The 25,860-nt window shown below is 70.6% G+C and carries 20 protein-coding genes; 11 read left to right on the forward strand and 9 right to left on the reverse strand.

Going from position 1 to position 25,860, the window contains the following annotated elements; all coding sequences use genetic code 11:
- The first annotated feature begins 87 nt into the window (after positions 1-87).
- The 3 genes from ACFVDP_RS08345 (at position 88) to ACFVDP_RS08355 (ending at position 2,856) form a co-directional block, all read left to right on the forward strand.
- Positions 88-903: a hypothetical protein gene (locus tag ACFVDP_RS08345; protein WP_383485253.1), complete on the forward strand. Its 816-nt coding sequence runs from the start codon at positions 88-90 to the stop codon at positions 901-903.
- Positions 904-1,112: 209 nt separating this feature from the next.
- Positions 1,113-2,471, forward strand: coding sequence for an MFS transporter (locus ACFVDP_RS08350; protein WP_383485256.1), 1,359 nt, complete (start codon positions 1,113-1,115; stop codon positions 2,469-2,471).
- 157 nt (positions 2,472-2,628) lie between these two features.
- Positions 2,629-2,856: a GNAT family N-acetyltransferase gene (locus ACFVDP_RS08355; protein ID WP_383485259.1), complete on the forward strand. Its 228-nt coding sequence runs from the start codon at positions 2,629-2,631 to the stop codon at positions 2,854-2,856.
- Between the two features lie 129 nt (positions 2,857-2,985).
- Here the strand turns inward: ACFVDP_RS08355 and ACFVDP_RS08360 are convergent, their stop codons facing one another.
- The gene (locus ACFVDP_RS08360; protein WP_383485261.1) at positions 2,986-3,906 is read right to left on the reverse strand and encodes a LysR family transcriptional regulator; all 921 of its coding nucleotides are present in this window, start codon (positions 3,904-3,906) and stop codon (positions 2,986-2,988) included.
- A gap of 232 nt (positions 3,907-4,138) precedes the next feature.
- Between ACFVDP_RS08360 and ACFVDP_RS08365 the strand changes: the two genes are divergently transcribed.
- Together ACFVDP_RS08365 and ACFVDP_RS08370 are read left to right on the forward strand one after the other, a co-directional pair.
- Positions 4,139-5,488 (forward strand): MFS transporter, encoded by a 1,350-nt coding sequence (locus ACFVDP_RS08365; protein ID WP_383485263.1) that lies wholly within the window; start codon positions 4,139-4,141, stop codon positions 5,486-5,488.
- Between the two features lie 41 nt (positions 5,489-5,529).
- Complete coding sequence (locus ACFVDP_RS08370) at positions 5,530-7,176, forward strand: amidohydrolase (protein ID WP_383485265.1); 1,647 nt, start codon at positions 5,530-5,532, stop codon at positions 7,174-7,176.
- Positions 7,177-7,324: 148 nt separating this feature from the next.
- Here ACFVDP_RS08370 and ACFVDP_RS08375 read toward each other — a convergent pair whose 3' ends face one another.
- On the reverse strand, positions 7,325-7,543 hold the full coding sequence (locus tag ACFVDP_RS08375; protein WP_383485267.1) for a DUF6243 family protein: 219 nt from the start codon (positions 7,541-7,543) through the stop codon (positions 7,325-7,327).
- A 331-nt stretch (positions 7,544-7,874) separates the two neighbouring features.
- On the opposite strand from ACFVDP_RS08375, the gene ACFVDP_RS08380 reads away from it, so the two are divergent.
- Entirely contained in the window at positions 7,875-9,485 is a 1,611-nt protein-coding gene (locus ACFVDP_RS08380) for an aspartate:alanine exchanger family transporter (RefSeq protein WP_383485270.1), read from the forward strand.
- Positions 9,486-9,699: 214 nt separating this feature from the next.
- Positions 9,700-10,233 carry a DUF4232 domain-containing protein gene (locus ACFVDP_RS08385; RefSeq protein WP_383485272.1) on the forward strand — a complete coding sequence of 178 codons (534 nt, stop codon included), beginning with the start codon at positions 9,700-9,702 and terminating at the stop codon, positions 10,231-10,233.
- Between the two features lie 97 nt (positions 10,234-10,330).
- Here ACFVDP_RS08385 and ACFVDP_RS08390 read toward each other — a convergent pair whose 3' ends face one another.
- Entirely contained in the window at positions 10,331-10,645 is a 315-nt protein-coding gene (locus ACFVDP_RS08390) for a DUF2316 family protein (protein ID WP_383485275.1), read from the reverse strand.
- A 50-nt stretch (positions 10,646-10,695) separates the two neighbouring features.
- Positions 10,696-11,655: an aldo/keto reductase gene (locus ACFVDP_RS08395; RefSeq protein ID WP_383485278.1), complete on the reverse strand. Its 960-nt coding sequence runs from the start codon at positions 11,653-11,655 to the stop codon at positions 10,696-10,698.
- 88 nt (positions 11,656-11,743) lie between these two features.
- On the opposite strand from ACFVDP_RS08395, the gene ACFVDP_RS08400 reads away from it, so the two are divergent.
- Entirely contained in the window at positions 11,744-12,388 is a 645-nt protein-coding gene (locus tag ACFVDP_RS08400) for a TetR/AcrR family transcriptional regulator (protein WP_383485281.1), read from the forward strand.
- A gap of 81 nt (positions 12,389-12,469) precedes the next feature.
- On the opposite strand, the gene ACFVDP_RS08405 is transcribed toward ACFVDP_RS08400, so the two are convergent.
- The 4 genes from ACFVDP_RS08405 to ACFVDP_RS08420 form a co-directional block, all read right to left on the reverse strand.
- Positions 12,470-13,765 (reverse strand): MFS transporter, encoded by a 1,296-nt coding sequence (locus tag ACFVDP_RS08405; protein ID WP_383485284.1) that lies wholly within the window; start codon positions 13,763-13,765, stop codon positions 12,470-12,472.
- Positions 13,766-13,944: 179 nt separating this feature from the next.
- A complete protein-coding gene (locus tag ACFVDP_RS08410; protein ID WP_383485287.1) occupies positions 13,945-14,955 on the reverse strand; it encodes an N-acetylglucosamine kinase in 1,011 nt (336 codons plus the stop codon).
- Between the two features lies 1 nt (position 14,956).
- A complete protein-coding gene (locus ACFVDP_RS08415) occupies positions 14,957-16,237 on the reverse strand; it encodes a 6-phospho-beta-glucosidase (RefSeq protein ID WP_383485290.1) in 1,281 nt (426 codons plus the stop codon).
- A gap of 41 nt (positions 16,238-16,278) precedes the next feature.
- Positions 16,279-17,106 (reverse strand): 6-phosphogluconolactonase, encoded by an 828-nt coding sequence (locus ACFVDP_RS08420; protein ID WP_383485292.1) that lies wholly within the window; start codon positions 17,104-17,106, stop codon positions 16,279-16,281.
- A 182-nt stretch (positions 17,107-17,288) separates the two neighbouring features.
- Between ACFVDP_RS08420 and ACFVDP_RS08425 the strand changes: the two genes are divergently transcribed.
- The 3 genes from ACFVDP_RS08425 to ACFVDP_RS08435 all read left to right on the forward strand — a co-directional run bounded on the left by ACFVDP_RS08425 (position 17,289) and on the right by ACFVDP_RS08435 (position 21,972).
- Positions 17,289-18,026, forward strand: coding sequence for a GntR family transcriptional regulator (locus ACFVDP_RS08425; RefSeq protein ID WP_383485294.1), 738 nt, complete (start codon positions 17,289-17,291; stop codon positions 18,024-18,026).
- Between the two features lie 147 nt (positions 18,027-18,173).
- Positions 18,174-20,780: a S8 family serine peptidase gene (locus ACFVDP_RS08430; protein ID WP_383485297.1), complete on the forward strand. Its 2,607-nt coding sequence runs from the start codon at positions 18,174-18,176 to the stop codon at positions 20,778-20,780.
- Between the two features lie 223 nt (positions 20,781-21,003).
- Positions 21,004-21,972: a hypothetical protein gene (locus ACFVDP_RS08435; protein WP_383485300.1), complete on the forward strand. Its 969-nt coding sequence runs from the start codon at positions 21,004-21,006 to the stop codon at positions 21,970-21,972.
- Between the two features lie 53 nt (positions 21,973-22,025).
- On the opposite strand, the gene ACFVDP_RS08440 is transcribed toward ACFVDP_RS08435, so the two are convergent.
- Entirely contained in the window at positions 22,026-25,724 is a 3,699-nt protein-coding gene (locus ACFVDP_RS08440) for a S8 family serine peptidase (protein WP_383485303.1), read from the reverse strand.
- Positions 25,725-25,860: the final 136 nt, after the last annotated feature.

Below are 25,860 nucleotides of genomic sequence, written 5' to 3' on the forward strand. Positions count from 1 at the left end.
GTGAGTAGAAAATAACCACGCTTGTCGTGATGGACCAGGGGCGGGAACCTTCTCGCACACCAACTCCTCCCCTTGGAAGGAAGCGCCATGACCGAGTCGCAGCAGACCGCACGCGCGTCGCAGGTGATTGATCTCGACCGCTACCCGATCGACCGTCTGGACAGCCCCAAGGGCAAGGCCCTGGTGGCCTTCTGCCGGGCATCCCTGGCCTTCGAGGGTGCCTGCCAGTTGCCCGGATTCGTCCGGCCGGCGGCCGTGGAGCAGCTTGCGGCGGAGGCGGTCGCCAAGCGCAAGCAGGCCTTCCGCACCGACGCCAAGCACAACGTGTACTTCGAGGCCGTTCCGGAGGCCTCCGCGCCCGATGACCCGCTCTCGTTGCTTGAGCACTCCTCGAAGTCTGCGATCGCCTGGGACCTCGTCGGTCCCGACTCGGCCCTGCGGATCGCCTACGAGTGGGATGCCCTCACGAACTTCCTCGGCCAGGCCCTCGACATGCCCGAAATCCATCGGTACGCGGATCCGCTGGGTGCCGCGTCGCTGATGCTCTTCGACGAAGGTGACGAACTCGGCTGGCATTTCGACCGCTCACCGTTCGCGGTCACGCTCATGCTCCAGCCTGCCTCTGCGGGCGGTGCCTACGAGTACCACCACCGCCTGCGCAGCCCTGACGACGAGAACGGGGCGGGGGTCGTGGCCGCGCTCCACGACGACCAGCCCGGCCGGATCACACTCCCGAACGAGCCCGGCACACTCAGCCTGTTCCGCGGCCAGTACTCACTGCACCGAGTGACCCCTGTGCAGGGGGACACCACCCGTATCAACGCTGTGCTTGCCTACTCCACGAAGCCTGACGACAAGATGAACACGCTGACCCAGGAGCTCTTTTACGGCCGTAGCGCCTGACCGGTCACCTGTGCTGAACGTCCCGCCCCCCACCCGGCCAAATACCAGCACTCCTGCATCGTCCCCGACCGGCGAGTACCGACATGTGGGAGTAGATCATCACGTCTCCCGGGCGGGGGACATCCGGCAAGGGACCGAATCAGAGCGTAAGCGCGCAACGGGGTGCCGACATCGTCGGCGCCCCGTACCAGAGCTGTCGGGAGACACGCATGCCCATGGATGCGCAGGCGACACACGACCTCATAGCAAGGGATCCCTCGGGTGCCGCCCCGACGGAACCGATGACCAACTTCCATCTTCGGGTGACAGCCACCACCTTCGGTGCGAACTTCTCCGACGGCTATGCCCTCGGCATCATTGGCGCGGTCCTGCCCGTGCTCAGCACGACCATGCGCCTTTCCGGTGTCTGGCAGGGGCTGCTCGGCGCCTCCGCGTTGATCGGACTGTTCTTCGGGAGCATCGTCCTCGGGCGGGTGGCGGACGCGATCGGGCGTCAGAAGCTGTACCTGTACAACTTCGTGCTCATCGCCATCGCTTCCGCCGCCCAGTTCTGGGCCCATACCCCGCTGGTCCTCTTCCTGCTCCGGCTGGCGATCGGATTCGGCCTGGGCGCGGACTACGCCGTCGGCCCGACCCTGTTGTCCGAGTTCGCCCCGCGTCGGCTGCGCGGCGTCCTGCTGGGCTCACTGACCGTCCTGTGGACCGTCGGTTACGTGCTGGCGAACATCCTCGGCACCTACATTCCGATCACCGGCAATGCCGCCCACTGGCTGCTGGCGAGCGGGGCGCTGCCCGCTGTCCTCGTGTTGCTGTTGCGGATCGGGATACCGGAGTCTCCCAGCTGGTTGGCCACCCGCGGCCGCGCCGCCGAGGCAGTGCAGATCCGCCGCAAGTACCTCGGACAGTCCGAGGCCGGCGCCGAGGCCGCGCAGGCGGCGGCCGGCGAGCAGCCGCCCGCCGCCCGCTACCGTGAACTGTTCGCCCGCGGCCAGGCGGCCAAGACGTGGTTCGGCGTCATCTTCTTCAGCGCCCAGGTGCTGCCGTACTTCGCGATCTACACCTTCATGTCACTGATCCTGAGCACCATGGACATTTCCGATGCCGACACCCAGAACCTGGCGCTGAACCTGGCCCTGCTCCTGGGCGGCATCATCGGCCTGTGGCCGGTGCAGCGGATGGGCCGACGGCCGTTCACCATCGGCACCTTCGCGATTCTCACCGTCTGCCTGGCCGCCATGGCCGTCCTCAGCGACGCTTCAGGCTGGGTGCTCATGGTCCCGTTCCTCGTCTACACCTTCGTGATGGCCGGGGCCTCCAACATCACTCAGGTGTACCCGCCCGAGTTGTTCCCCACCGCGCTGCGCGGCTCGGGCGTCGGCTTCCTCAACGGCACGAGCCGAGCCGCTTCGGCGGTGGGCACTTTCGTCCTGCCGGTCAGCCTGAGCCACCTCGGCGTCGGCTGGTCGATGGGGTGGATGGCGCTGGTGCTTCTGCTCGGCACGGTCGTCAGTCTGGCCTGGGCACCGGAAACCCGTGACACTCTCACCGCCGAGGACTGGCATCACTGATGACCAGGGCCAAAGGGAGCACGTTCCGTCGTTGCATGATGACTCGGTCCACTCGGCCGGTGAAGCCGCGGCACAGGATGCGGGCTGAGACGCCCTCAAGACGTCCACTTGATTGGCGTCGTAGCCGCTCACGCGCGGCGGGCGGGCGATTCTGTTCGTGGAGAACGTGGTGGTCGCCAGCTCCGTTCAGCGCCAAGGCATCGGGCAGCGGCTGATGGAGGCTGCCGTACAACTGGGCGAGGCAGCCGGCTGCTACAAGGCTCAGTTGCTGGCAGCCGACGACGAGTACGTGCACACCTTTTACGAAGCCTGCGGCTTCAAGCCCCTGGCGCAGGGATTCCGCCGTTACCTCCGAGAGGAACTCACCAGCACCACGGTGAACTGATGGTCAGTCATATCGTGGTGACTGACCGCCCCGGCGCAGAGGCCAACCTCGCCTCGGCGACGTGCGGCGGTCGACCGGCAACACCCCCAGCGCATGCAGCACACGGCGCATCACGTCCCACCGCCGACATCATTGCTGTCCGTCACCGGGTTCGGCGCGGCTGCCCGGTTTCCTGCCGCCGTCGTTGGCTCTGAGCCAGGCCGACAGTTCGCGCATGCTCGATTCGATTTCGTCGTGGGCGTAGTGGTCCGGGTCCCACCCGGCGTACAGGGAGATGGCGAGGGGGCGGCCCTGGCAGGTCAGGGGGCGGGTGTGCAGGTCGAACTGCGGGTGGTCGACGACGATGCAGACGCCGTGGCCCGCAGCGGCGAGCGCCTGGGCCATGGCCTCGGACTGCGGTTCGAACGTGGGGCGGAGCGGGGTGCCCTGTTCGTACAGGGCACTGTCGAGCGCGCGTCGCACGGCGCTGGCGCGGCTGTTCACGATGACGGGGTGGGCCAGCACGCTCGCCAGCTCCAGGTCGCCGCTTCCTTCCCGGGCCAAGGGATGGGAGGCGGGGATCTGGGCGCTGATCCTGCGGTCGCCGAGGCGCTGCGCGGCCATACCTCCGGGTGGCAGGCTGGTGGAGATGCCGATGTCGACGTCGCCGGCGGTCAAACGGTCGTAGACCTGGGCGGGTTCACAGGCCCGGGCGTCGGCGAAGGGGCCGCCGAGCTCGGCGACGAACGGGGCCACGACGTGCGCGATGGTGGAGGCGGGGCAGGCCACGCGGAACTGTAGGGGGCTCTGTCCGGTGACGGCCTGCAGCAGTTCGGTGCCGCGTGTGGCGCGCAGGGTGAGGTCTCGTGCGACGGGCACGAAGCGCCGGCCCGCCGCCGTGAGCTGGACCCCCGTGCTGGTCCGCCTGAGCAGTTCCGCGCCCAACTCACGTTCGAGGGAGCGCAACTGCCGTGAGATGGAGGGCTGAGCCACGTGGACGCGCGCGGCGGCCGCCGTCATGGAGCCGGTGTCGACCACCGCCAGGAAATACCGCAGGACCCTCAGCTCCATCGCGCCTCCCATGTCTGTTTCGGTCACCTGTGGAGTGCCATGCCTCTGGGGTATGACAGTGCAGCTCAGAAGGTACTGGACCGTATGGCTGGTCGGCTATGACACTGGGCGCACCGGATCACACCGATCGAACGGGCACCCGCAGCGTCGCGGTCAGCGCAGAGCCTCTGGTCGTCTCGCGCCGCGTACAGGTCGAATCCGCCGGCACCGTCGCTCACCCTCGGAGTCAGCCATGCCCCACACCGCACCCACCCCTGGCCGTAGCGCCAGACGTGCCACCGCCGCGTCCTTCATCGGGACCGCCGTCGAGTGGTACGACTTCTACATCTACGGCACCGCCACCGCTCTGGTGTTCGGCAAGCTGTTCTTCCCCAGTGCGAGCCCCGCCGCCGGCACGCTCGCCGCCTTCGCCACCTTCTGGGTCGGTTTCCTCGCCCGCCCCATCGGCGGGTTGATCTTCGGCCACATCGGCGACCGGGTGGGGCGCAAGAACGTCCTCGTCACCACCCTGGTCATGATGGGGTCCGCCACCACCCTCATCGGCCTGCTGCCCACCCACGCCACCATCGGCGTCGCCGCGCCGGTCCTGCTGGTCCTGCTGCGCGCCGTCCAAGGGATCGCGGTCGGCGGTGAGTGGGGTGGCGCCGTACTCATGGCCACCGAGAACACCGAGCGCAAACAGCGCGGTTTCGCCGGTATGTGGGTCCAGCAGGGCTCACCGGCCGGCTCCATCCTGGCCACCCTCGTCTTCATCGCCGTGGGGCAGCTGCCGGACGACGCATTCCTGACGTGGGGCTGGCGCGTTCCCTTCCTGCTCTCCGCCGTACTGGTGGTCATCGGTCTGGTCATCCGGCTGAAGGTCGCCGAATCCACCGAGTTCCAAGCTGCCAAGCAGCAGCAGGAGAAGGAGAAGGACGCCACTCCGAAGATCCCGGTGGTCGAGCTGCTGCGCACGTCCTGGCCGCTGGTCCTGCTCGGCGTCGGCGCCAGCGCCATGGGCATCTCGTCCGCCTACTTCACCAACACCTTCGTTCTCTCCTGGGCCACGAGCGACCTGGGGGTGCACCGGCAGACCATGCTCAACATCCTCCTGGTCCTCGCCGTCCTGCAGTTCCTGTGGCAGCCACTCGCAGCACTGCTCGCGCAACGCGTGGGCACCGTCCGGCTGATGGCGGGCGCCCTGATCGCCAACATCGTCGTCGCGGTGCCGATGTTCCTCCTGATCGCCACCCGCAACAGCACCCTGATCGCAGTGGGGCTGGCCCTGGGCGTGCTCACCGGGTGCAGCTACTACGCGCTGCTGGCCGGCTTCCTGTCCCAGGCCTTCCCCGTCGAGGTCCGCTACACGGGCGTGTCCCTGGCCTACCAGCTGTGCAGCACCGTCATCGGCGGGTCCACCCCGTTCGTCGCCCAGTGGCTGCTCACCCGCGGCGGCGGTCACTGGCCGGTGGTCGGCTACTACATCACGCTCCTGCTGCTGACCACGGTCTGCGTGCTGGCCCTGGCCCGGCACCACACCGGCCACCGCGACACCCCCGACTCCGGCACCCGGGAAGCGGAGGCCGTGCCCACCGCCGCGTAACCCTCCGCCATCCGCACCATCTGCACCCCCAAGGACCAGCCATGCACTTGGACGCCCTGTTCACCAACGGCCGCTTCACCACACTCGACGCGGACCGGCCCACCGCCCACACCGTCGGAGTGGTCGCCGGCCGCGTCATCGGCTTCGACGACGAGGTCACCGGATGTACCGCCGAACAGGTCCACGACCTACAGGGCGCCCCGGCGGTTCCCGGCTTCAACGACGCCCACCAGCACCTGAGCATGCGCGGCCGCCGCCTCCTCCAACTCGACCTGCACGCGCGGGCCGTCCCGACCCTCGACGCCCTCTATGCCGCGGTACGCGAACGAGCGTCACGACTCGGCCCGAACGAATGGCTCTTCGGCGCGGGCTACGACCAGAACAAGATCGGCGCCCACCCGACGGCCGAAGCTCTGGACGAAGCGGCGCAGGGGCGCCCCGTGTGGCTGGAGCACGTCTCCTGCCACATGGGCGTGGCCAACACCGCGGCCTTCACCCGCGCCGGCTACACCGACCGGCTCGGTGTCCCCGACATCGACGGCGGCCACATCGAACGCGCCCCGGACGGCCGGGCGGTCGGACTGCTCCAGGAAACCGCCCAGCACCTGGTGACCCGGGCGTTCCGTCCCTCCCCCGTGGACTCGATCGTCGCGGCCATCAAGGCCGGCAACGACCAGGGCGTGACCGAGGGCATCACCAGCATCACCGAACCGGGCATCGCCGCCGCCGAACACGTCGGACACGGCCCGGCCGACCTGGACGCCTTCCACCGTGCCGTGCAGCAAGGAGCACTGAGCATCCGCACCACGGTCATGCCCTACATGACCGTCCTGCACGACCTGGGCGCCGTCGGTGACGGCTCGACCTGGTTCGGACTCGACCTGGGGCTGCGCAGCGGTTTCGGCGACGACCGTCTGAAGATCGGCGCCACCAAGGTCGCCACGGACGGCTCTCTCATCGGCCGCTCCGCACACATGTGCTGCGGCTACCACGATGAACCCGACAACGTCGGCTTCCTGCAGTTCGACGAGGACTGGCTGACCCACACGATCACCGAGGCGCACCGATGCGGCTGGCAGGTCGCCGCCCACGCCATCGGTGACGCGGCCATCGATGTCGTCCTGGACGCCTTCGAAGCCGCGCAGGCCGCGCACCCGCGCCCCGACGCACGCCACCGCATCGAGCACTTCGCCGTCGCCTCCGACCAGCAGGTCCGCCGCTTGGTCGACAACCGCGTCATCCCCGTACCACAAGGCCGCTTCATCTCCGAGATCGGCGACGGCATGATCACGGCGCTCGGTCCGGAACGCTCCGCCCTGTGCTACCGCATGCGCAGCCTTCTGGACGCCGGAGCCGTGCTCCCCGGCAGCAGCGACGCACCGGTCGCGCACGGCAGCCCGTTGCTCGGCATCCACGACATGGTCAACCGCCGCACGGCCACGGGAGCCCCTTTGGGGCCCGCCGAAGCGGTGACCCCCGCACAGGCCCTGTACGCCTACACCGTGGGCTCGGCCTACGCCGAGCACGCCGAGGAGCGCAAGGGCCGCCTGGCCCGCGGCATGCTGGCAGACTTCGCCGTCCTCTCGGACGACCTGCTGACCGTCGCACCGGAACGAATTGCCGACCTGTCCGTCGGCGCCACGGTGATCGGCGGCCGCGTTGTCCACAACGGAGGCGCACTCGTCTGACCCGACCGCCCGACACGTCGGCGACCGCGGACTAAAACCGCGGTCGCCGTGCGGTGCCAGGTCTCCCCCGGCCCCACCGCAGTCCCCTGCCGCGGAGAGTTCCTGCCCTGTACGTCGCCCGATCCGTCTGAGTCGCCGCGGCGGTGTGTCAGCTCTGTTCGGTGTCGTCGCCCGTCTGCCCGGCGGCGCCCTCGACTGCGCCCGTCTTCTCGCGCATCTTGCGCACCAGCTCCGCCTTCTGGGCAGCCGCACTCTGGCGGTCGAGGTTGCGGTGCGGACCGTTGTTCTGCCGTTCGGCGCGGGACTGCTTCTTGCGCTGGCCGCCGCCCTGGCCCACGGGGTTGTTGATGTTCTTGCTCACGGTCACGGGTGCTCCTGGTGATGATGTGGAGTGATCCACGGATTCAACGGTGGGGACGGGCGGCGACGTCGAAGGACGTCAGTAGAGGCCCATCACGCTCTCACTCGTGAATCGGCCTCTGGAAGAACATGACAAGGACGGTACCCGGTTCCGCAGGGCCCGCACACCAACCTCCCCGCCGCCCCGGCGTCGGCCCGACCTTCGGCGAGCGCCCAAGGTCAGCCGCTTCCTCCCGGAGCCGTGCCGATCGTCTCCGCCCTCCGACCGGCCGGCCTGGTGCTCCGCGGCCCGAATGGCGGCCCTTCCCGGTCTGAAAGATCATGGCCCGGTCAGGCACATGTGCTTCGCGCAGGGGAAGGGCCCGGCCATGTGGCAGTTCTTCGCGGACAATCCGTGGGTGACCGTCTTCGCCGTGATCACGGCGGGCGCGCTGCTCGGCATGGTCAGGTTCGGCCCCGTGAAGCTGGGCGCTGCGGGAGTGCTGTTCGTGGGCCTCTTCGTCGGCGCGCTCGACCCGGACATCGGTCCGGCCGTCCCCGCGGGTGTCTCCGCTCTCGGACTCGCCCTGTATGTCTACACGGTCGGCCTCGAGTCAGGACCGGCGTTCTTCCGCGAACTGCGCGGCCAGCTCGCGGTGATGGCCGGTGCGGTCGTGGCCCTTGCCCTCACCGCGGCCGTCGTCGGACTCGTCGGCCACCTGGGCTTCGGGATCAGCGGCCCCTTCCTGGCCGGCGGCTACGCCGGCATCGGAACCACCACTCCCGGTCTCGCCGCCGCCCAGGCCGCCTCCGACGACCCCGCGCAGCCGGCGGTCGGCTATGCCATCGGTTATCCGTTGGCCGTCGTCATCACCATCGTGTTCGTCGCGGCGATCGCCGCCCGCCGCACGTGGAGGGCCCGGCGCGACCCGGACTCCGGGCTCCCGTCGACACTCGTCACTCGCACGGTGCAGGTGACCCGCGACGCCCGCTGGGCCGAGGTGCCGGGAGTCGGCGGCCGGCGCGTTCTGGCGACCGAGTACCGCCCGGCAGGCGGCGAGACCATCGTCGCCCACACCCTCGACCGCCTGGCTCCGGGCGATCAGGTCGTCCTGGTCGGCGGCGAGGACGACCTTCGATCCGCCGCCGCGCACCTCGGCGTCACCGCCGCCCACGACCTCCTTGAGGACCGTCACACGGTCGATTACCGCCGCATCCTGCTGACGGACCCCGCCCTCGCCGGCCACACCGTCGCCGAACTGGGCCTTGAGAAGCGCTACGGTGCCGTCGTCAGCCGGGTCAGACGCGGCGACTTCGACATGCTGGCCCACGACGATCTCGTCCTCCAGCTCGACGACCGGCTCAGGGTCGTCATGCCCCGCGAGCAGTCCACCGCCGTCAGCGCCTACCTCGGCGACACCGAGACCAAGGTCAGCGAGGTGAACGCGGTCAGCCTGGGCCTGGGTCTCGCCCTCGGTTTCCTCATCGGCATCCCCTCGCTGACCCTCGGCAGCACCACCCTGGCGCTCGGCACCGGCGCCGGGCCGCTCGTGATGGGCATGATCCTCGGCTGGCGCCGTCGCACCGGACCCCTCGTGTGGACCCTCCCCACCCGCGCCAACCTCACCCTGAGGCAGATCGGTCTGCTGCTCTTCCTCGCGGTCGTCGGCCTCACCTCCGGATACTCCTTCCGTCAGAACGCGTTCTCCGTCTTCGGGCTGAAACTCCTCGCCGTTCTCGCCATCGGGGCCGTCGTCAGTTACGCCCTGATGATCTTGGTCGCCCGTCTCCTCGGCCAGAGCCGGGAACGCACCATGGGGCTGCTCTCCGGCTACGTCGGCAACCCCGCGATCCTCGCCTACGCCAACGGCCGGGCCACCGACAGCCGGGTCAACGCCGGGTACTCCACCCTCTTCGCCCTCGCCATCCTCGTAAAGATCGTCTGCATCCAGCTCATCGTCGGCCTCTGACCTTTCGGAGACTCTGACCTTTCGGAGCCTCTGCTCCACGAACTGGCGCGAGCGAGCGTGCCTGAGATCCTCACTTACCCGGCCGGAACAATGTCACCTCTGATCGCTTGTGACCGTTTGGTGACATTGATGGCGCGCGGCGCGGCAAGGCGTCTTTGCAGAGACAGCAGCGTCTGCCTCCGCAAGTGAGCACGAACTGCAAGGAGGAACGAACATGGCACTCTCACGCGCCGGCATCGCAGCCATCGCCGCACTCGCGTTCGCAGCCGCGGGAACGGGGACGGCCCTCGCATCGGATGTCACGCCGGAGACGGCCCGGTCCACGCAGGAGTGCCAGCCGGGCACGCTGAAGGCGACCACGACGCAGCTCGGGACCGAGCAGGCGGGCATGAATCATGCCGGGACGTTCCTGAAGGTCACCAACACCGGCGCCGCCACCTGCACCCTCTCCGGCTACGCGGGGATCGCCCTCGAAGGCAGCGGCCACACCGCCCTGACGACGCAGCCCGAGCACGGAGACACCTACTTCACGAAGGACCCGGGCAACCACACCGTCACCCTGCAAGCCAACGACTCGGCTTATGCGGACCTGGTGTGGACGCACACCGGAGCCGACACTGCCGCGGCCCACTACCTGCAGATATCGCCGACAGGCAGCAACTCGCACAGCGTCGTCCCCTTCAAGCAGGACGTCGACAACGGCCGCCTCACACTCACGGCGTGGAGCGACACCCCGCCCACCGCCTGATTCCGGCCCCGAGCAACCTTTTGGAGCCCGCTCACCCGAGCGGGCTCCAAAGGGGTATGGCCGTTCGACCACTCAACGTTGCGCAGTACTGCGTGTTTCAGCCCGTCGGCGTGAAGTCGTGGCGCGGCGCCGTGCGCAACCCGAACCAGGCACGGGCCATCACCCGGGACCGGTCGGTCAGGACGGTGAACGGGACGGGATCGCGTCCCGCGTCACGGACGGTCTGAGCGAGGTAGTCGCGCAGTTGCCACACGTCCACGGGGTCGGCGCCTTCGATGTCGAGGGCGTTGGTGAGCCGTCCGGGCGTCCACTCCAGGTCGGCCGCGATCTGCTGGTCGGTGAGACCGGTCAGGGCGAGGTTGCTCCTGAGCTCCTTGCCCGTGCGGTGACGTTCCTCGGCGTTCAGTGACATGCGGCGCTCTCGTTCCGTGGTGTGCTGTCATCCGGTTCCAGTTTCCGGCGTCAGCGGATCTCGATGTCGCCCGTGCGGGACGGGATCGCGTCGAGTGTGGCGAGGGTCGCCTCGTCGAGCCGGATCGTGCCCGCGGCGACGTTGGCCGCGAGGTGGTCGGCGTCCGCGGTGCCGGGGATGAGCAGCGTGTTGGGGGTGTGGTGGAGCAGCCAGGCGAGGGCGATCTGCGCGGGCGAGGCGTCCAGTTGCTCGGCGGCGGCGAGCACGGCAGGCTCATCGGTCGCCTTCGGCAGGCCGGGGAAGGCGCTGCCGAGCGGGAAGTACGGCACCCAGGCGATGCCCTCGGCGCGGCACAGTTCGACCATGTCCTCGTCCTCGCGGGAGACGACGCTGTAGGCGTTCTGCACACAGACGATGCCCGCCGGGAGCGACCGGCGCAGGATGTCGATGGTGGTGCTGCTGAGGCCGATCGCGCCGATCTTGCCCTCGTCGCGCAGGGCGGTCATGACGGCGAGCTGGTCGTCGAGGTCGACGTCCTGGTCGCCCTCGGCGCGCAGGCCGGGACCGTGGTCGGCGCGACGCAGGTTGACCACCGGCACCTGCTCGAGGCCGAGGCTGGCGAGGTTGTCCTCGACACTGGCGCGCAGTTCCTCGGGGCGCTGGGCGAGGCGGAGGTGGACGGGGCCGTCGTCGGGCGTGGCGCCGACCTTGCTGACGACGAGCACGTCGTCCTCGGGGCGGATCGCCTCGCGGATCAGATCGTTGGAGAAGCCGTTGCCGTAGAACTGGGCGGTGTCGATGTGGTCGACGCCGAGCTCGACCGCGCGGCGCAGCACACCGAGGGCGGCCTTGCGGTCCTCGGCGAGCCGCGGCAGCTGCATGGCGCCGAAGCCGACGCGGGAGACGGTGCGCCCGGCGAACCGACCGGCCCCACCGGCGCGCGGGGCGCCCGAGGCCGTGGTCTCGGAACCGGTCTCGGACTCGGAGAGGGAAGGAGTGGGAGAAGCCATGGGAGTCCTGTCCTCGTGAGATGATCGAGGGTGAAACGGAGGAGCCTCCGTTAAAACAACCGTAGCACGAACCGGAGGAGCCTCCGCTTTGACCGCACTCGAACCGCCCGCACCGGACACCCCCGGGGGCGACACGTCCGGCGCCCGTACGGGCCGCCCCGCCGGCTCGGGCCGGGCGGGCCGTTCCGACGCGCGGCGCAATCGCGAGAAGCTCCTCGCGGCGGCCCGGACCGTGTTCAGCGCCGCCTCCGAAGGCCCGGTCACGCTCGACGCCGTCGCGCGCGCGGCAGGGGTCGGCATCGGCACGCTGTACCGGCACTTCCCGACCCGTGAGGCGCTCGTCGAAGCGGTCTACGCCGCCGAGCTCGACGCCCTCGCCGCCGCCGCGTCCGAACTGCTCGGCGAACTGTCCCCGGTCCCGGCACTGCGGGCGTGGCTGGACCGCTACACCGCGTTCGCGGCAACCAAGCACGGCATGATCGACATGCTGCGCTCCGGACCCGCCCCGACGTCCATGCCGACCCTCCCGACCCGCGAGCGGATCGCCACGGCCCTCGGCGAACTCCTCGCGGCAGGGGCCCGCGGCGGCTCGCTGCGCGCCGACGTGGACCCCGACGACGTGACCACCCTGCTCCTCGGAGTCTCTTTGGCCGCAGCGTCCGGCAGCTCACCGGAGCAGACCGGCCGCGCGCTGGACCTGATCGTCGACGCGCTGCGGCCCCGGGCGGAATAGGGCGTTCTTCGGCGGCCGCGGTCACCGCAACGGAACTCGATCCCATGCGGCACCAGGTGTGTCACGCCGACCGACGTACCTCTACTTGATGTTGATCTTCCGCAACATCGGGATGCCCAGCAGTGCGGTGAGGATTCCGGTGCCGAAGAGAACCGGATAGTTGCCGCCGCCCCCGACCGCCAGCAGGGCCGGCGCGGCGAAGGGGACGAGGGACTGCGGAATCGTGGTCGCGATGTTCACCAGGCCGAGGTCGCGGGCCGTGGTCGAAGGATCGGTCAGGGTGGCCGTCGCCATGGCGACGTACAGACCCTGGAACAGGCCGTTGCCCACGCCCACGATGCCCACACCGACGTAGAACACCGGCAGGCTCTTCACACTGAGCAGCACGGCCAGGCCGACGGCCGCCAGTAGTGCCGACGCGATGAACACCGGCTTGCGGCGGCCTATGCGGTCGGAGGTGACACCGGCGAGGGGGCTGCTCACCAGGCCCAGCAGATTCATGATCAGGACGCTGATGAAGACGGTCCCTGGAACGTCGTCCTTCGCAATGTGCAGGTAGTCCTGCAGGAAGTAGACGCTGTACGTGACCACGAACGTCGGGCCGGCGGCGACGAGGAACAGCGTCAGCAGCGTCCACGCGAAGTCCGGATTGGCGGAGGGCTTCATGTAGAAGCTCTGCAAGAACGTCCTGGGATGGAACGCGGGACGCCGCGCCGCAGGCAGCACCTGGTCGGGGAAGACCAGGAGGAAGGCGGCGATGCAGACGACAGCGAGTCCGGCCGGGGCGAGGAAGATGGCCGAGGGGGAATCGGGAAGGATCTTGACGACATACGTGCCGGCGAGCGCACCGGCGATGACCGTCATGCCGAGAAGGCCGGATGCGGTGCCCTGCTGCGCTGCGGGAAACCGGTCCGCGATCAGGGCGATGAGTGCGGCGGCCGCGGCGTTCGCGAAGAGCTGGATGACGATCCAGCCCGCGAAGAGTGCGGCGACGCTGTGACCGGTGGCCAGCAGTGCCGAGCCCGCGAACGTCCCGAGCGCGCCGCCCGCGATCCAAGGCCTGCGGCGTCCGAACCGCGAGGTGGTGAGATCGCTCAGCCGTCCGGCGAGCGGGTTGGCGATGACGGCGACGACGGCGCCGACGCCCGCGATGAGGGAGTAGCTCCCCTCCTTGCCGCCCGGGTCGATCTGGCCCACCCGCAGGGCGAGGCTGACCGTCGCGGGCGTCATGACAGCCGTCCAGAGCCCGAACAGGGCCAGCGTCCAGGCGGCCAGTTGGAGCCGTCCCACCCGTGGGAGTTCGCTCGGCCCACCGGAGGGGGGCACGACATCGGGGACAGCACCGCCCTGTGCGAGCGGTTCGCTGATGTGGGACATGGAGCTCCTTCTGATACCGGGACCTCGTCGGCCCGGTGGAAGACGGTGTGCGCCCGACCCGGTGGCGGCCAGTGTGCGGCGCCCCGACAGCGGGCTGTGTGTGCCGATCAGGCGGCGGCCAGGACACGCGGACGACGCGCGGGACGGGAGAGGTCCGGCTGTGGGCGGGCCGGCGTCCGTCAGCCGGCCGAGGCGGTAAGGGCTGAGGCGGTGGGCCCGGCGCTGAACACGGCGAGCTGCCGGGACAACTGGAGGTCCAACGGGGCTTCATCGCCCGGGAGTTCGGCGAGAGCCAGTCTCAGGGCGCCGGCGATGGGCGGGTCGCTCGGCACGACGATGTCCACATCGGGTGACAACTCCCGCAGCGCGTCCCCGATCGCGTCCATCAGAGCGATGTTGCCGGCGCGCAGGATGCCGCCGCCGAGCACGACCGGCAGGTCGGCGAGGCCGCAGCCCAGCCGGGTGACACAGGCACGGACGTAGGCCGCGACCTCGTCGGCCATCCGCCGCACCAGGCCCATGGCGAGTGCGTCGCCCTCGTCGGCGGCGCGGAAGACCGGTACGGACAGTTCGACCAGCCGCTCCTGCGGGACCCGGCCGAGATGAACCGCCTCGGCCAGCTCCAGCGGTCGTACGAGGCCGAAGTGGGCGGGTACGTACCGGGCCAGGGACGTGCCGGGTCCGCGACCGTCCTCGGCGCGGCAGGCGATGCCGAGGGCGTCGGCACCGATGTCGTTGCCGCCGCCCCAGTCGCCGGTGAGGCGGCCCAGCGCGTGGAACCGTACCTCCTGGCCGCCCTTGACTCCCAGGCAGTTGGTCCCGGCGCCGGCCACGACGGCCACGCCGTCGCCGGCCGTGCCACTGCGCAGCAGGGCGAGGGTGTCGTTGCAGACGACGGCGTCGCCCGTCAGGCCCGAGGCGATGACCGCGTCGTGGAAGGCGGCCTCCTCCTCGGGCAGGTCCAGGCCCGCCATCGCGAAGGCCGCGACGGCGAAGCCCCGGTCCTGTCCGCAGGCCTGGCGCGCGAGCCGGCTCACCTGGTCGACGGCGGCCGTGAGCCCGAGTGTCTGCGGGGAACCGCCGGGTCCGATCGCCGAGCCGACGAGGCGGCCGGACGCATCGCACACCGCGACATGGGTCTTGGAGTTGCCGGCGTCGACGGCCAGCACGAGAGGGAGGGGGTGAGACATGTCAGACGCCGTTCCGCACACCGCTGAAGCGGGTCAGGTGCTCGGCGCCGGTGCTGAGCAACCGGGGCACCAGGCCCTGGACCAGCGGGTACTGGCCGATCAGCGGGTGCGTGAGCAGCGCCTTGCGCAGCAGCCGCTCCTCCCCGGTGACGGCGGCGCGGGAGATGAGCCGCTCGTAGGCGGTGACGGCCTGGACGGGGCCGCGCATCTCGTCCGGCAGCGGTGCCTGCGGCAGCGGGGTCGCACCGGCCGCGTCGATACGGCACGGCACCTCGATGACGTCGTCGTCGGCGAGCCCGGCGATGGTCCCGTTGTTGCGGACGTTGACGACGTGCGTCTCGCCGGAGTCCGTGACGGCCGCGGCCAGCAGGGCGACGGCCGCCTCGCTGTAGTAGGCACCCCCTCGCTTCTCCAGGAGCGCGGGGCGTTCGGTGAGCGACTCGTCGGCGTACATCTCCAGCAGGGTGCGCTCGACGTCCGCCACTACCTGGGCGCGCGGCGGCTGTTCACGCTGCTCGGCGACGACCTGGTCGTGGAAGTAGTAGTAGCGCAGGTAGTACGAGGGGATCGCCCCCAGGTCGCCGAGGAGGTCGGCGGGAAACCCGTACCGCTCGACGATCTTGTCCATGTGCTGGTCGAGCATGCGCGGCAGGACGTCCTCGCCGTCGAGCAGCACACGTCGTACCCAGGAGAAGTGGTTGAGTCCCACCGGGTCGACGGCGACCCGGTCCGCGGCGACGCCCAGCGCCCCGGCCGCCCAGCGCTGCACGCCGATGGCGAAGTTGCACAGGCCCAGGGCGTTGTCGTGACCCGCGTCGAGGAGGGAGCGGGTGACGATGCCGACCGGGTTGGTGAAGTCGATGATCCGCACGCCGGGGGCGCCGCGGCGGCGGGCCTCGTCGGCGATGTCGAGGATGACGGGCACGGTGCGCAGTGCCTTCGCCGCGCCGCCCGCCCCGGTCGTCTCCTGGCCGAGGCAGCCGCACTCGCCAGGAAAGGTCTCGTCGCCGAGGCGGGCCTTCTGGCCGCCGACCCTCAGCTGGATGAGGACGGCATCGGCGCCGTCCAGCGCCTCCGACCGGTTGGTGGTCAGGCGGACCTTCACGGGGAGGCCCTGTGCGGTGAGCATGCGGCGGGCAAGGCCGCCGACGACCTCGAGCCGGGGGCCGTCGGTGTCCATGAGGACCAGTTCCTGGATGGGCAGACGATGGTGCTGCTGGGCGAGCCCGGAGACCAGTTCCGGTGTGTAGGTGGAACCTGCACCGATGACTGTGACCTTCACTTGTGTGTTCTCCGTTCGGACGTGCTGAGTGGGCGTTCGCGTCAGTTGTCGGCAAGGACGGTGCGGGAGGTGGCCGGTGTGACGTCCACGGCGGCCGCCCGGTCCAGGAAGAACGCGTGGCGGGAGTGGCCGTGCACGAAGCTGGCCGGCCACCGCGCATCGAAACCGTGGGCTGTCACGGTGCGACGGGCGGCCTCGCGCTTCGACGCTCCGTGGAGGACGACGGCGAGTTCGCGGGCGCGGGCGATCGTGGCGAGCCCGACGCTCACACCGTGGGTGGGCACCCTGTCGAGGTCGCCGAAGTCGGGGAAGGTGGCCAGGTTGTCGCGTCGGGTGGTCTCCGCCAGGCGGACGACACGGGTGGTGCTCGCCAGGGGCGTGCCCGGCGGGTTGAACGCCACATGCCCGTCGCTCGCGCCGACCGCGACCAGGAACAGCCGTACGCCACCGTCGCTCGCCAGGATCTCGTCGTAGGCCGCCGGCTCGCTGGGATCCGGACTCAGCAGGGCGTCGGCCGCCAGCCGCCGCCCCGGCGGCAGCGATGCGTTCAGCCGTTGTGCGATCTCACGCTCGGCAAATCCCCGGCAGCTGTTGTGCGCGCTCAGCGGGACCGTGCGCGGCTGACGTCCTTCGCCCGGTTGCAGGTACTCGTCCATCATCGCGAACCTGGCGTGGGAGAGGTCGAGCAGTCCGTCGCGTGCGAGGTCGGCGAGCGCGTCGAGAACGGGCAGTGGGGTGCGGCCGGCCGGCCAGCCGAAGGTGCATATCGCCCCTTCGGCCGCGGCTCTGTCGAGGTGGCCGACCATGCGCTCCGCGATCGCGGCGCCGAGTTCGGCGGACCCCGAGTGCACCAGAATGTCTCCCCGCACTACGTCTCCTTACGCTTGCTGCCTTGTGCTGTTCAGCTGCATTGCCGCTGGTGGCCGCCCTGTTGGCCGGGCCTTGCCGCCACTGAACTACAGTGCACAAACCCTGGTCCACAACTGGTCCGTATTTCGAACCAAAGGCGCGCACTGGTTCAGCGGGAGAGCGGATGCGAAAGGTGCATAACGTGACTGAACCGGATGTACCGACGCCCCGGATGGGCAAGGCCGTAGAGGCGGCGTACACGACTCTGCGCCAGCGCATCGCCGGCGGTCGGTACACGGCGAGCGGGAAGCTGCCCAGCGAGCGCGTCCTCGCGAGCGAGCTCGGCGTCTCGCGCGGCACGCTGCGCGGCGCGCTCAGGGCGCTGACCGCCGACGGGGCGGTGGCCCCGGCCCCGCAGTCCGGTTGGCAAGTGCTCGCGACGCCACTCGGCGAACCGCCCCACACTCTGGTCAGCTTCACGGAGATGGCCGAGTCCCGTGGTCTGACCCCGCGTACCGAGATTCTCGGCCGCACAGCCCGCCCGGCCACGCTCGACGAGGCGGATCAGCTCCGTATCGCCCCCGGCCCGGTCCTCGATCTGCGCCGGCTCCGCGGCCTGGGAGAATCGCCTGTCTGCGTCGACCACAACGTCATCGCGCTGTCCAGGGTGCCGGGCCTCGCCGAGGTGGATCTGACGGACCGCTCGCTGTACGCCGAGATGACGCGGCGGGGCACACACCCCTACCGCAGCGACTTCTCGGTCCACGCCGAGGCCGCCGACGACACCACGGCCGCCCGGCTGCACCTGGATGCCGGAGCACCCATCCTGGTGGGGCTCGAAATCTGCACCGACGCCGCGGGAAAGCCGCTCCTGCTAGGTCGCTCGATGTACCGGATGGACGCCTACCGATTCAAGGCCACCCTTTTCCGGCGCACCTGAACAACAGTCAGCTGGCATCACTAAGGGGCCTCGCTCGGACGGGAGTTCACCGCTCGCCGGCCCGGCCTGTCGGGAACCGGACACTGACGTGTTGTCGCCAGCCTTGGATCTTGTCGCTGATCAGCTCGGTGCGCTGGCATGGCGCGCATGCATGCAACTCGCGCGGTCACAGCGACCGCACTGCTCCTGTCGACGGCCTTTCCGGCGGCGGCATCGCCGTCGTACGCCCGGACCGACGGCCACGAAGTCACCCGCATCGTCACGCTGACCGGCTCACCGGCCGAACTCCAGGTTCCCTCGTCCCGACGGCGCGCTGCCGGGGTCACGCTCGCCGCGGACCAGGACCGGTTCCTGACCGACGCGAGACAGGCCGGTATCGCCGTCACCGTCTCCCGCCGCTTCCGCCAACTGGTCAACGGACTCACTGTCCGCGTGCCGTCGTCGCAGGCCGGGCGTCTCGGCTCGCTGGCCGGCGTCGCCTCGGTGAGCGTGCCGGCCCGATATGACGCACCGGAGTCTCCGACGCCGGTCGGTGCACGGGCCCTGCGCGCAGCCACCGCCGGAGCCGCCGGTGCCCGCTCGGCCGGCACTCCCCTGGGGCGGGAAACGGTGACCGCCACCGATCTGACCGGCGTCCCCGAGGCCCATCGCAGCGGCGCCACCGGCAAGGGCGTGACCGTCGGCATCATCGACAGCGGCATCGCGTACGACCATCCGGCACTCGGGGGCGGCGGCTTCCCCAACAGCAAGGTGGTCGGCGGTTACGACTTCGCGGACGGTGACGCCGACCCGTACGACGACAGCTCTGGGTCCGCGGTCGGCCACGGAACACACGTCGCGGGCATCATCGCCGGCGACGACGATCACATCCTCGGCGTGGCTCCGGATGCGCGGTTGAGGTCGTACCGCGTGTTCGGTGCCTCGGGCGGCGCCGGGGAGGACGTCCTGCTGGCCGCTCTCGACCGCGCGGCCGCCGACGGCGTCGACGTGGTCAACATGAGCCTGGGCTCGCCGACCGGGGCCCGGGCCGGCGGTGTCCTGGCATCGGCCGTCGACCGGCTCGTGGCGTCCGGCACCGCTGTGACGGTGGCCGAGGGGAATGGCTACGCGGGACCGTTCAACACCGCCGAACCCGCGATCGCCGACGGAGCCATGGGCGTAGGAAGCACGTACAGCGACCGCTCGCCGTATCTCGCCATGGCCCTGGACGGCGACAACTCCCCAGTGGCGTACTCCCTTTCGGGCCGCGGCCCCCGCACCCCTGCCACCGGTGCGGCCGACTGGGCCGATGTGCGCACCGGGTGCGACCCGCTCCCGCCGAACAGTCTGCGCGGCAAGATAGCCCTGTTCACGCCGGGAACCTCGACCGCCGACACGGTCTGCCGGCCGATGGACGTGGCCCGCAGGATCGCGGACGCCGGTGCCGTGGCCGCCGTCCAGCACAACAGCACGCTGCCCGACACCGTGGTGCCCATCGCGCCGTGCTGCGGCACTTCCACCATCCCGGTCCTCGGGATCAGCGAGCGTGACGCCCGACGCGTCCTCGCCTCCGCCCCGGACGCCGAGCTGCACTGGGGCGCGTACGCGGGCACCGAACTGGCCGCGGACACCTCTGGGCTGATGGACCTGGGATCGTCGTGGGGCCCGGGCAACGAGCTGGGCTTCAAGCCCGACTTCGCGGCGCCGGGCGGTTTCATCCTCTCGGCGATGCCCAAGGAACTCGACTGGTACGGCGTCTCGTCGGGCACCTCCATGGCCTCGCCCCACGTGGCGGGCGCGACGGCGCTGCTGCTGCAGAAACATCCCGGCCTGTCCCCCGCCCAGGTGCAGAGCGCGCTGCAGAACACGGCGATGCCGCTCGGCCGGACGGGCGGTCCGCAACGGGGACTTGAGCCCGTGGCACACCAGGGTGCAGGGCGCATCGACGTGGCGGCGGCCCTGGCGGCCACCGCGCGCGTCAGCCCGTCCGAACTCGCCCTGCACGACCTGGAGGGACGGCCGACGGCGCGCAGACTCACCGTGCGCAACGACACGAACCGGCCGCAGACCTACAAGCTCACGCACCGCGCGGCCCTCTCCGCGGCCCCGCCCTACACCTCCGAGTGGCAGGAGGAGCAGCGGTCGGCGCGGGTGACACTCCCCGGGGCACGGAGCATCACGGTCCCGGCGCACGGCGCGCGCACCGTCACGGTCGTCGTGCGGGAGCCGGCCGGGGTGACACCGGGCACGCTGTTCGGCGGCTGGATCGAGTTCACTCCGCAAGGCGCGAACGGGCAGCCGCTGCGGGTTCCCTACCAGGGGCTGGCCGGCGACTACGACGCCGTGTCGGCCATCAACCCCACGTTCACGGCGATCAATACGACGCTGGACAACCCCGCGCTCCGCCCGGCCGCCGGCGACTTCGGAAAGAACCTGCCGGTCACCATCGACCTCGGCGACGACGACCTCGGCAATGACACGGCCGCTGTGATGCTGTCCCACGGCTTCCCCCTGCTCGACCGGCTGCGCATGCAGGTGCTCGACGCCCGGGGCCGGGTGGTGGCCACCCCGTACGACCGGGCCTACGTCACCCGGAACTCCGGTGCGGGTACCGGGGTCGGCTTCTCCGCGTGGAACGCGACGCTGGACGACGGCTCGCCCGCACCCGCCGGCGTCTACCGGCTGCGGCTCGTCTTCGACAAGGCACTCGGCGACCGCGATCACGCGCCTCCGACGCAGTTGTGGACGTCGCCGGACGTCACGGTGATCCGCTGACACCACGGCTGTGGTGACCGTGCCCTGCGCGGTCACCACCCTTGTCGGTCCGCAGAGGTGTGCGGCGGCGCGGTTGTGCGCGCACACAGCCCCAGGCACTCGGGGTTGTGTCCGGGCTCCATTGTCCGGGTCCGACAGGCCGCCTAGCGTGATCCACATCCCCTGCCGATCCCCTTTGCCCACACGCCCCGTGGACATGACGTGCCGCGCTGCCGGAGAACCGTTGAAGCCCTCCCCTCTCTCGCCCGAAGACTGGCTCGTCTACGAACGACTGGCGTCCGGGACGGCCGAGCACCCGCATCCCGTCCGTGCCGAACTGGGCGCCGACGTCGTGCGCACCGCTCTCGAACGCCTGGGCGCCTGGGGCCTGGTGGAGTACGACCCTGTGTGTGCACTGCCCAGGGTTGTGGAACCGGTGATGGGGCTGGACGGTGTGATGCGGGCGTGGGAGGCCGCTCTCGACGATGTGCGACAGACCGCGACGGAGATCGCCGGGCGATGGCGGCGCGGGCAGGAAGTCCGGGGCGACCTCGTGGAGATGCTGGAGCGCGGGGACGCGGGACTTGCCGCTTTCGAGGCCCTTCAGCGGGCCGCGCGGGACGAGGTGCTGATCTTCGACCGTCCGCCGTACGTGTCGCCGAACCGTCTGAACACCGTACAGCTGGAGATGATGCGGGACCGCCGGGTGCAGTACCGCACGGTCTACGCGCACGCCGCTCTGGCCACGGAGGAAGGCGAGAAGTCGGTGCGGGCGGCGCTCGGCGCCGGAGAGCAGGCACGGACCACGGACCGGCTGCCGATGAAGCTCGTCCTCGTCGACCGGCGCGTGGCGATGATCCCGCTGGAACGTGAGGAACAGTCGCTGCACACCGCGGTGTTGGTGCGTCCTTGCGCGCTGCTGGAGGCACTGATCGAGCTGTTCGAGTCGGTGTGGGCACGCGCGCTGCCGTTGACGCTGACCGGAACCCTCACCGCACGCCCCGCGGTGTCGGCGCAGGACGAACAGCTGGTCCGGCTGCTGGTGTCGGGGCTGACGGACGCGGCCATCGCGCGCGCCCTGGGGTGTGCCGCGCGCACGGTGCAGCGACGCATCGCCCGCCTGATGGAGGCGAGCGGCAGCATCAACCGTCTGCAACTGGGGATCCATCTCGCGGCGGCCGGCTGGGGACCCGGGCGCCGCTCACGTGACTGATACCGGCGGCGTCGCCGTGAGGATCCGGTCGGGATCCTCACGGCGACGGCGGTTCAGCGGACGGCGTAGGCGCGGACGACGCTCTGGGTCACCTCGCTGCCGTCCTTCGCGGTGGCGTGGATGCGCAGCGAGACGAATCCCTCGCGGGCCGTCGTGTTGTCGACCAGGGCGGTGACGGTGGAACCCGCTCGGAGGGTCTTCGCCGGCTGCCAGGTCTTGCCGTCGTCGGACGAGTACTCGGCGCTCAGCGTCGCGGCTTCGGCGTCGTAGCCCTGCTGTCCCTTCGCGCTCAGCACGACGGGGTAGTGCTTGGTCGCCGGGGCCCGGTTGTACGTGTCCAGCGGTGCTCGGTAGGCGGGCACGAGGAGCGGGAGGGCATCGGTGCGGGTGGTGGTGTCGGAGGTGAAGTCCCAGCGGGTGGTGGTGGTCGGGGACAGCTTCCAGTCCCGCAGGCCGGGGACGGCGAGGTTGCGGGTGTCGGTGAGGGACAACGTGTAGCGGGCATTACCCGAGGCCACGGGCCAGATCCCCTGGCTTCCCGAGACGGTGCCGGTGACGGGCTTGCCGTCGCGTGCGAGGGTCAGGGAGACCTTGTCGTTGAAGGCGGGGTAGGCGTAGTGGCCGTCCGCGTCGCCGAAGGTGGGCAGCGCGGCCTGGACGGAGTCGCCGATACGTACGCCCATCAGGGCGCCGGTGTCGGGTGCGACGGCGCTGTAGGGGGCGCCGGGGGTGATGGGGCCTCGGTACCAGGATTCGGTGTCGAGACCGGGCTTGCTCCAGCGGCGTACCGGCCCGGCCATGATCTCCAGGGTGCCGGAGCTGCTGCTGGTGCCGAGGTGGACCCAGTTGGTGTCGGTGGAGTAGTACGCCCAGCGGGTCGACGGTGCGGCCAGCTGCTGGAGGATCGCGCTGTTGGCGGCCGGCAATCCGGGCACCGTGGAGACGGCGATCGAGTCCCCGACGTCGGTCTTCGTCAGCTGGCTGTACCAGGTCTCGTGGACCTTGGACAGCTCCCGGTCACGGACGGCGAAGGTGGGCCGCTGTCCCGGGCGCAGCACGTAGGAGAGGTTGTACACGTAGGGGCTGGCGGGGGTTCCGGTCCAGTGCACGCCCTTGTGGCCCTTGGCGAGGGCGGTGCGCAGGGCGTCGCCGTCCTCCTGCGGGATGCCGAGCACCGGCAGCGCGGTGGCGGTGAAGGGTTGCCAGGCACCGGGGAAGGCGTGGGTGACCAGGACGGCGCGGGCGCCGCGGGGCTTGACGTCGGTGAGGACGGCGGCGAGCCGCTTGACGGAGTCGCTGTCGACGGCGCCGAGGTCGACGAGGACGACCCGGTTCTTCACGTCGGCCGCTGCGAGCTCGTCGGCGGTTCCCGAGCCGACGTCGACGACGTCGGCACGTCCCGCGTCCGGCAGGTAGGTGATGCCCTCGGTGGCCGTGGCGCTGTAGGCGGCGTAGAGGGCGTCGAGGCGACGGCCGTCCTGGGTGCGCAGGTCGAGCAGAGGAGCGTACTCGCGTGTGGTGTAGCCGAGTTGGGCGTCCTTCCACGCCTCGGCGTCACCGGTGGTGGAGACGGCGAGATCCTGCGCACCGGAATAGCCGGAGATGACGCTCTGGGAGTAGACGAGGTCGCCGAAGGTGCGGGTGTAGCGCAGGGCGGCGGTACGGCTTTCCAGCGGGCGCTCGCCGGTCACCTTGACGCGGTGGGCGGTGCGGCCGTCGAGTTCGATCACCGTGTCGCTGTCGAAGTGCTGTCGCGGACGCGCGAACGCGGCGACGGATTTCACGGTGCGGTACAGGTTGTCCTCGGTCACACCCGGGTCGTAGCCGTACAGGGCGGCGTCGAGGTCGTACGTACCGGCGCGGACGGTGAACTTCACCTGGCCCTTGCCGAAGTACGCGCGCTGGACGGTGTCGCGCTCGGTGGACAGCAGGTCGGCGTAGCTGACGAGTCCTGCGGGGTCGCCGGCGCGGTTGGTGCCCTTGATCGTGACGTCGACCATGTGGGGTGCGTCGTAGAAGCCGAACGCCGTGGTGGTGTGGCGGTCCCCGGCGGTGGCGGTGATGCGGCCGGTGATCTCGCCGTAGGCGTCCTCGTCGAGTTCCGGCGCGGCCGAGAAGGTCACCTGCGTGGAGGCGGTGGCGTGCGCGGGGACGGTGAGCGTGTCGGCGGCGAGGGTGACCGTGCCGGCGGGTGCGGGCCTGCCCGCGACGTCGTAGGTGTCGGCGGCGAGGTGCAGGGTGACGTCGGTGTCGCCGTCGTTCGTCCAGGTCAGCGTGCGGGCGGTGTGCTGGTCGCCGGTGTGCGGCCAGGCGAGGGTGCCGCCGTCGACGGGGGCCGGGCCGGTCAGGGTGGCCCTGGTCGCGTCGGCGACGTCGACGAAGCCCGCGCCCTGGGCGAGGGGAACGTCCTTGGCCCCGCTGCGGACCGACGAGGTCAGTGCCTGCTTGAGGCGGCGGCCGCTCCAGTCGGGGTGCCGTTGAGCGAGGAGGGCGGCGGCGCCAGCGACGTGCGGTGTGGCCATGGAGGTGCCGCTGGCCGCGGTGTAGTGGTCGTCCACGGGGGTGCCCATCGAGGTGCCGGTGGCGCGGGCGGCGACGATGTCGACGCCGGGGGCGGTGATGTCGGGCTTGGCCCAGTGCTCGCCGGCGGCGTTGTGGACGTCGCCGCGGGAGGAGAAGGAGGCGGTGGCCAGGTCGCTGTCGGCGGCCGCGACGGTCAGCGCGCTGCGGGCGCAGCCGGGGGTTCCCACGGTGGAGGCGCCCGGTCCCGCGTTGCCCGCCGCCATGACGAACAGGGAGCTGCTTGCGGCGGACAGGTCGTCGACGGCCTGCGCCAGGGGGCTGTCGCACGCTCCGGCCGTGTCGGCGCCCAGCGACATGGACACGATGTCCGCGTCCTGTCCGACGGCCCACTCCATGCCGGCGAGGATCCAGGAGTCCTGTCCCGCTCCGGTGTCGGCCAGCACCTTGCCGACCAGCAGCTCGGTGTCGGGGGCCATGCCCTTGTAGCGGCCGTCGGAGGCGGCTCCGCTGCCCGCGATGGTCGAGGCGACGTGGGTGCCGTGGCCGTGGCCGTCGGTGGTGTCGCCCTTACCGGTGAAGTCCTTCGACTCCTCGATCTTCCCGGCGAGATCGGGGTGCGTGGCGTCGGCCCCGGTGTCGAGCACGGCGACCTTGACCCCCTTGCCGGTGTAGCCCGCGGCCCAAGCCTCGGGGGCGCCGGTCTGCGGGACGCTCTTGTCCAGCAGGGCCTTTTCGCGGCCGTCGAGCCATATCTTCTTCGGGGCGTCCGCCGAGCGCGCGTCGGCCGCGCTGCTCAGTGACTTCCAGAAGCCCGCCGCCTGCTGCTTGGACGTGTGCAGGGCGCGGGTGCGCAAGTGCGGGAAGGTGCGGTCGGTGGTAGCACCGGCGGGAGTGCGGGCGGCCCGGGCGCGTGCCTGGTCGGGGTAGGTGGCCAGCAGCGGCAGCCGGGCGGTGTGCGCGTCGTCGTAGTGCATCGCGACGAGCTCGGTGACGTTGAACAGCTCCGCGTCGACCCGGTCGTCGGCAAGGGCCGGGACCGCGTCCAGCGGCATCACGTAGAGGTCGTCGCCGAGTTGCCGGGTCTGGTACTCGATCGATGTGCCCCGGGCGTCGGTGACGTCGAGGATCTGCCGCCCGCGCAGGGTGACGCGGTCGCCGGAGACCAGGGTCACGGTGCTGGTGGCGGGGGCCGGGGCGGAGGGGGCGGTCGTCGCGGCGGCGTCCGCCACGGCTGCGGGTGCCGTGAGGGGGCTTCCCCATGCCGTGAGGGTGCAGGCGAGGACTCCTAGAGCCCAACGGGCCGCTCGGGGCGGTCTTTTCACAGTGGTCCCCTGAGGGTTCGTCCGGTGGTGGTGATCACGAACC

It is taken from the genome of Streptomyces sp. NPDC057694, from assembly GCF_042799415.1.
Taxonomy (GTDB): Bacteria; Actinomycetota; Actinomycetes; order Streptomycetales; family Streptomycetaceae; genus Streptomyces.

Coding starts and splice junctions, on each gene's coding strand:
- ACFVDP_RS08345 (WP_383485253.1), top strand. CDS start 88: ATGACCGAGTCGCAGCAGACCGCACGCGCGTCGCAGGTGATTGATCTC.
- ACFVDP_RS08350 (WP_383485256.1), top strand. CDS start 1,113: ATGCCCATGGATGCGCAGGCGACACACGACCTCATAGCAAGGGATCCC.
- ACFVDP_RS08360 (WP_383485261.1), bottom strand. CDS start 3,906: ATGGAGCTGAGGGTCCTGCGGTATTTCCTGGCGGTGGTCGACACCGGC.
- ACFVDP_RS08365 (WP_383485263.1), top strand. CDS start 4,139: ATGCCCCACACCGCACCCACCCCTGGCCGTAGCGCCAGACGTGCCACC.
- ACFVDP_RS08370 (WP_383485265.1), top strand. CDS start 5,530: ATGCACTTGGACGCCCTGTTCACCAACGGCCGCTTCACCACACTCGAC.
- ACFVDP_RS08380 (WP_383485270.1), top strand. CDS start 7,875: ATGTGCTTCGCGCAGGGGAAGGGCCCGGCCATGTGGCAGTTCTTCGCG.
- ACFVDP_RS08385 (WP_383485272.1), top strand. CDS start 9,700: ATGGCACTCTCACGCGCCGGCATCGCAGCCATCGCCGCACTCGCGTTC.
- ACFVDP_RS08390 (WP_383485275.1), bottom strand. CDS start 10,645: ATGTCACTGAACGCCGAGGAACGTCACCGCACGGGCAAGGAGCTCAGG.
- ACFVDP_RS08395 (WP_383485278.1), bottom strand. CDS start 11,655: ATGGCTTCTCCCACTCCTTCCCTCTCCGAGTCCGAGACCGGTTCCGAG.
- ACFVDP_RS08405 (WP_383485284.1), bottom strand. CDS start 13,765: ATGTCCCACATCAGCGAACCGCTCGCACAGGGCGGTGCTGTCCCCGAT.
- ACFVDP_RS08410 (WP_383485287.1), bottom strand. CDS start 14,955: ATGTCTCACCCCCTCCCTCTCGTGCTGGCCGTCGACGCCGGCAACTCC.
- ACFVDP_RS08430 (WP_383485297.1), top strand. CDS start 18,174: ATGCATGCAACTCGCGCGGTCACAGCGACCGCACTGCTCCTGTCGACG.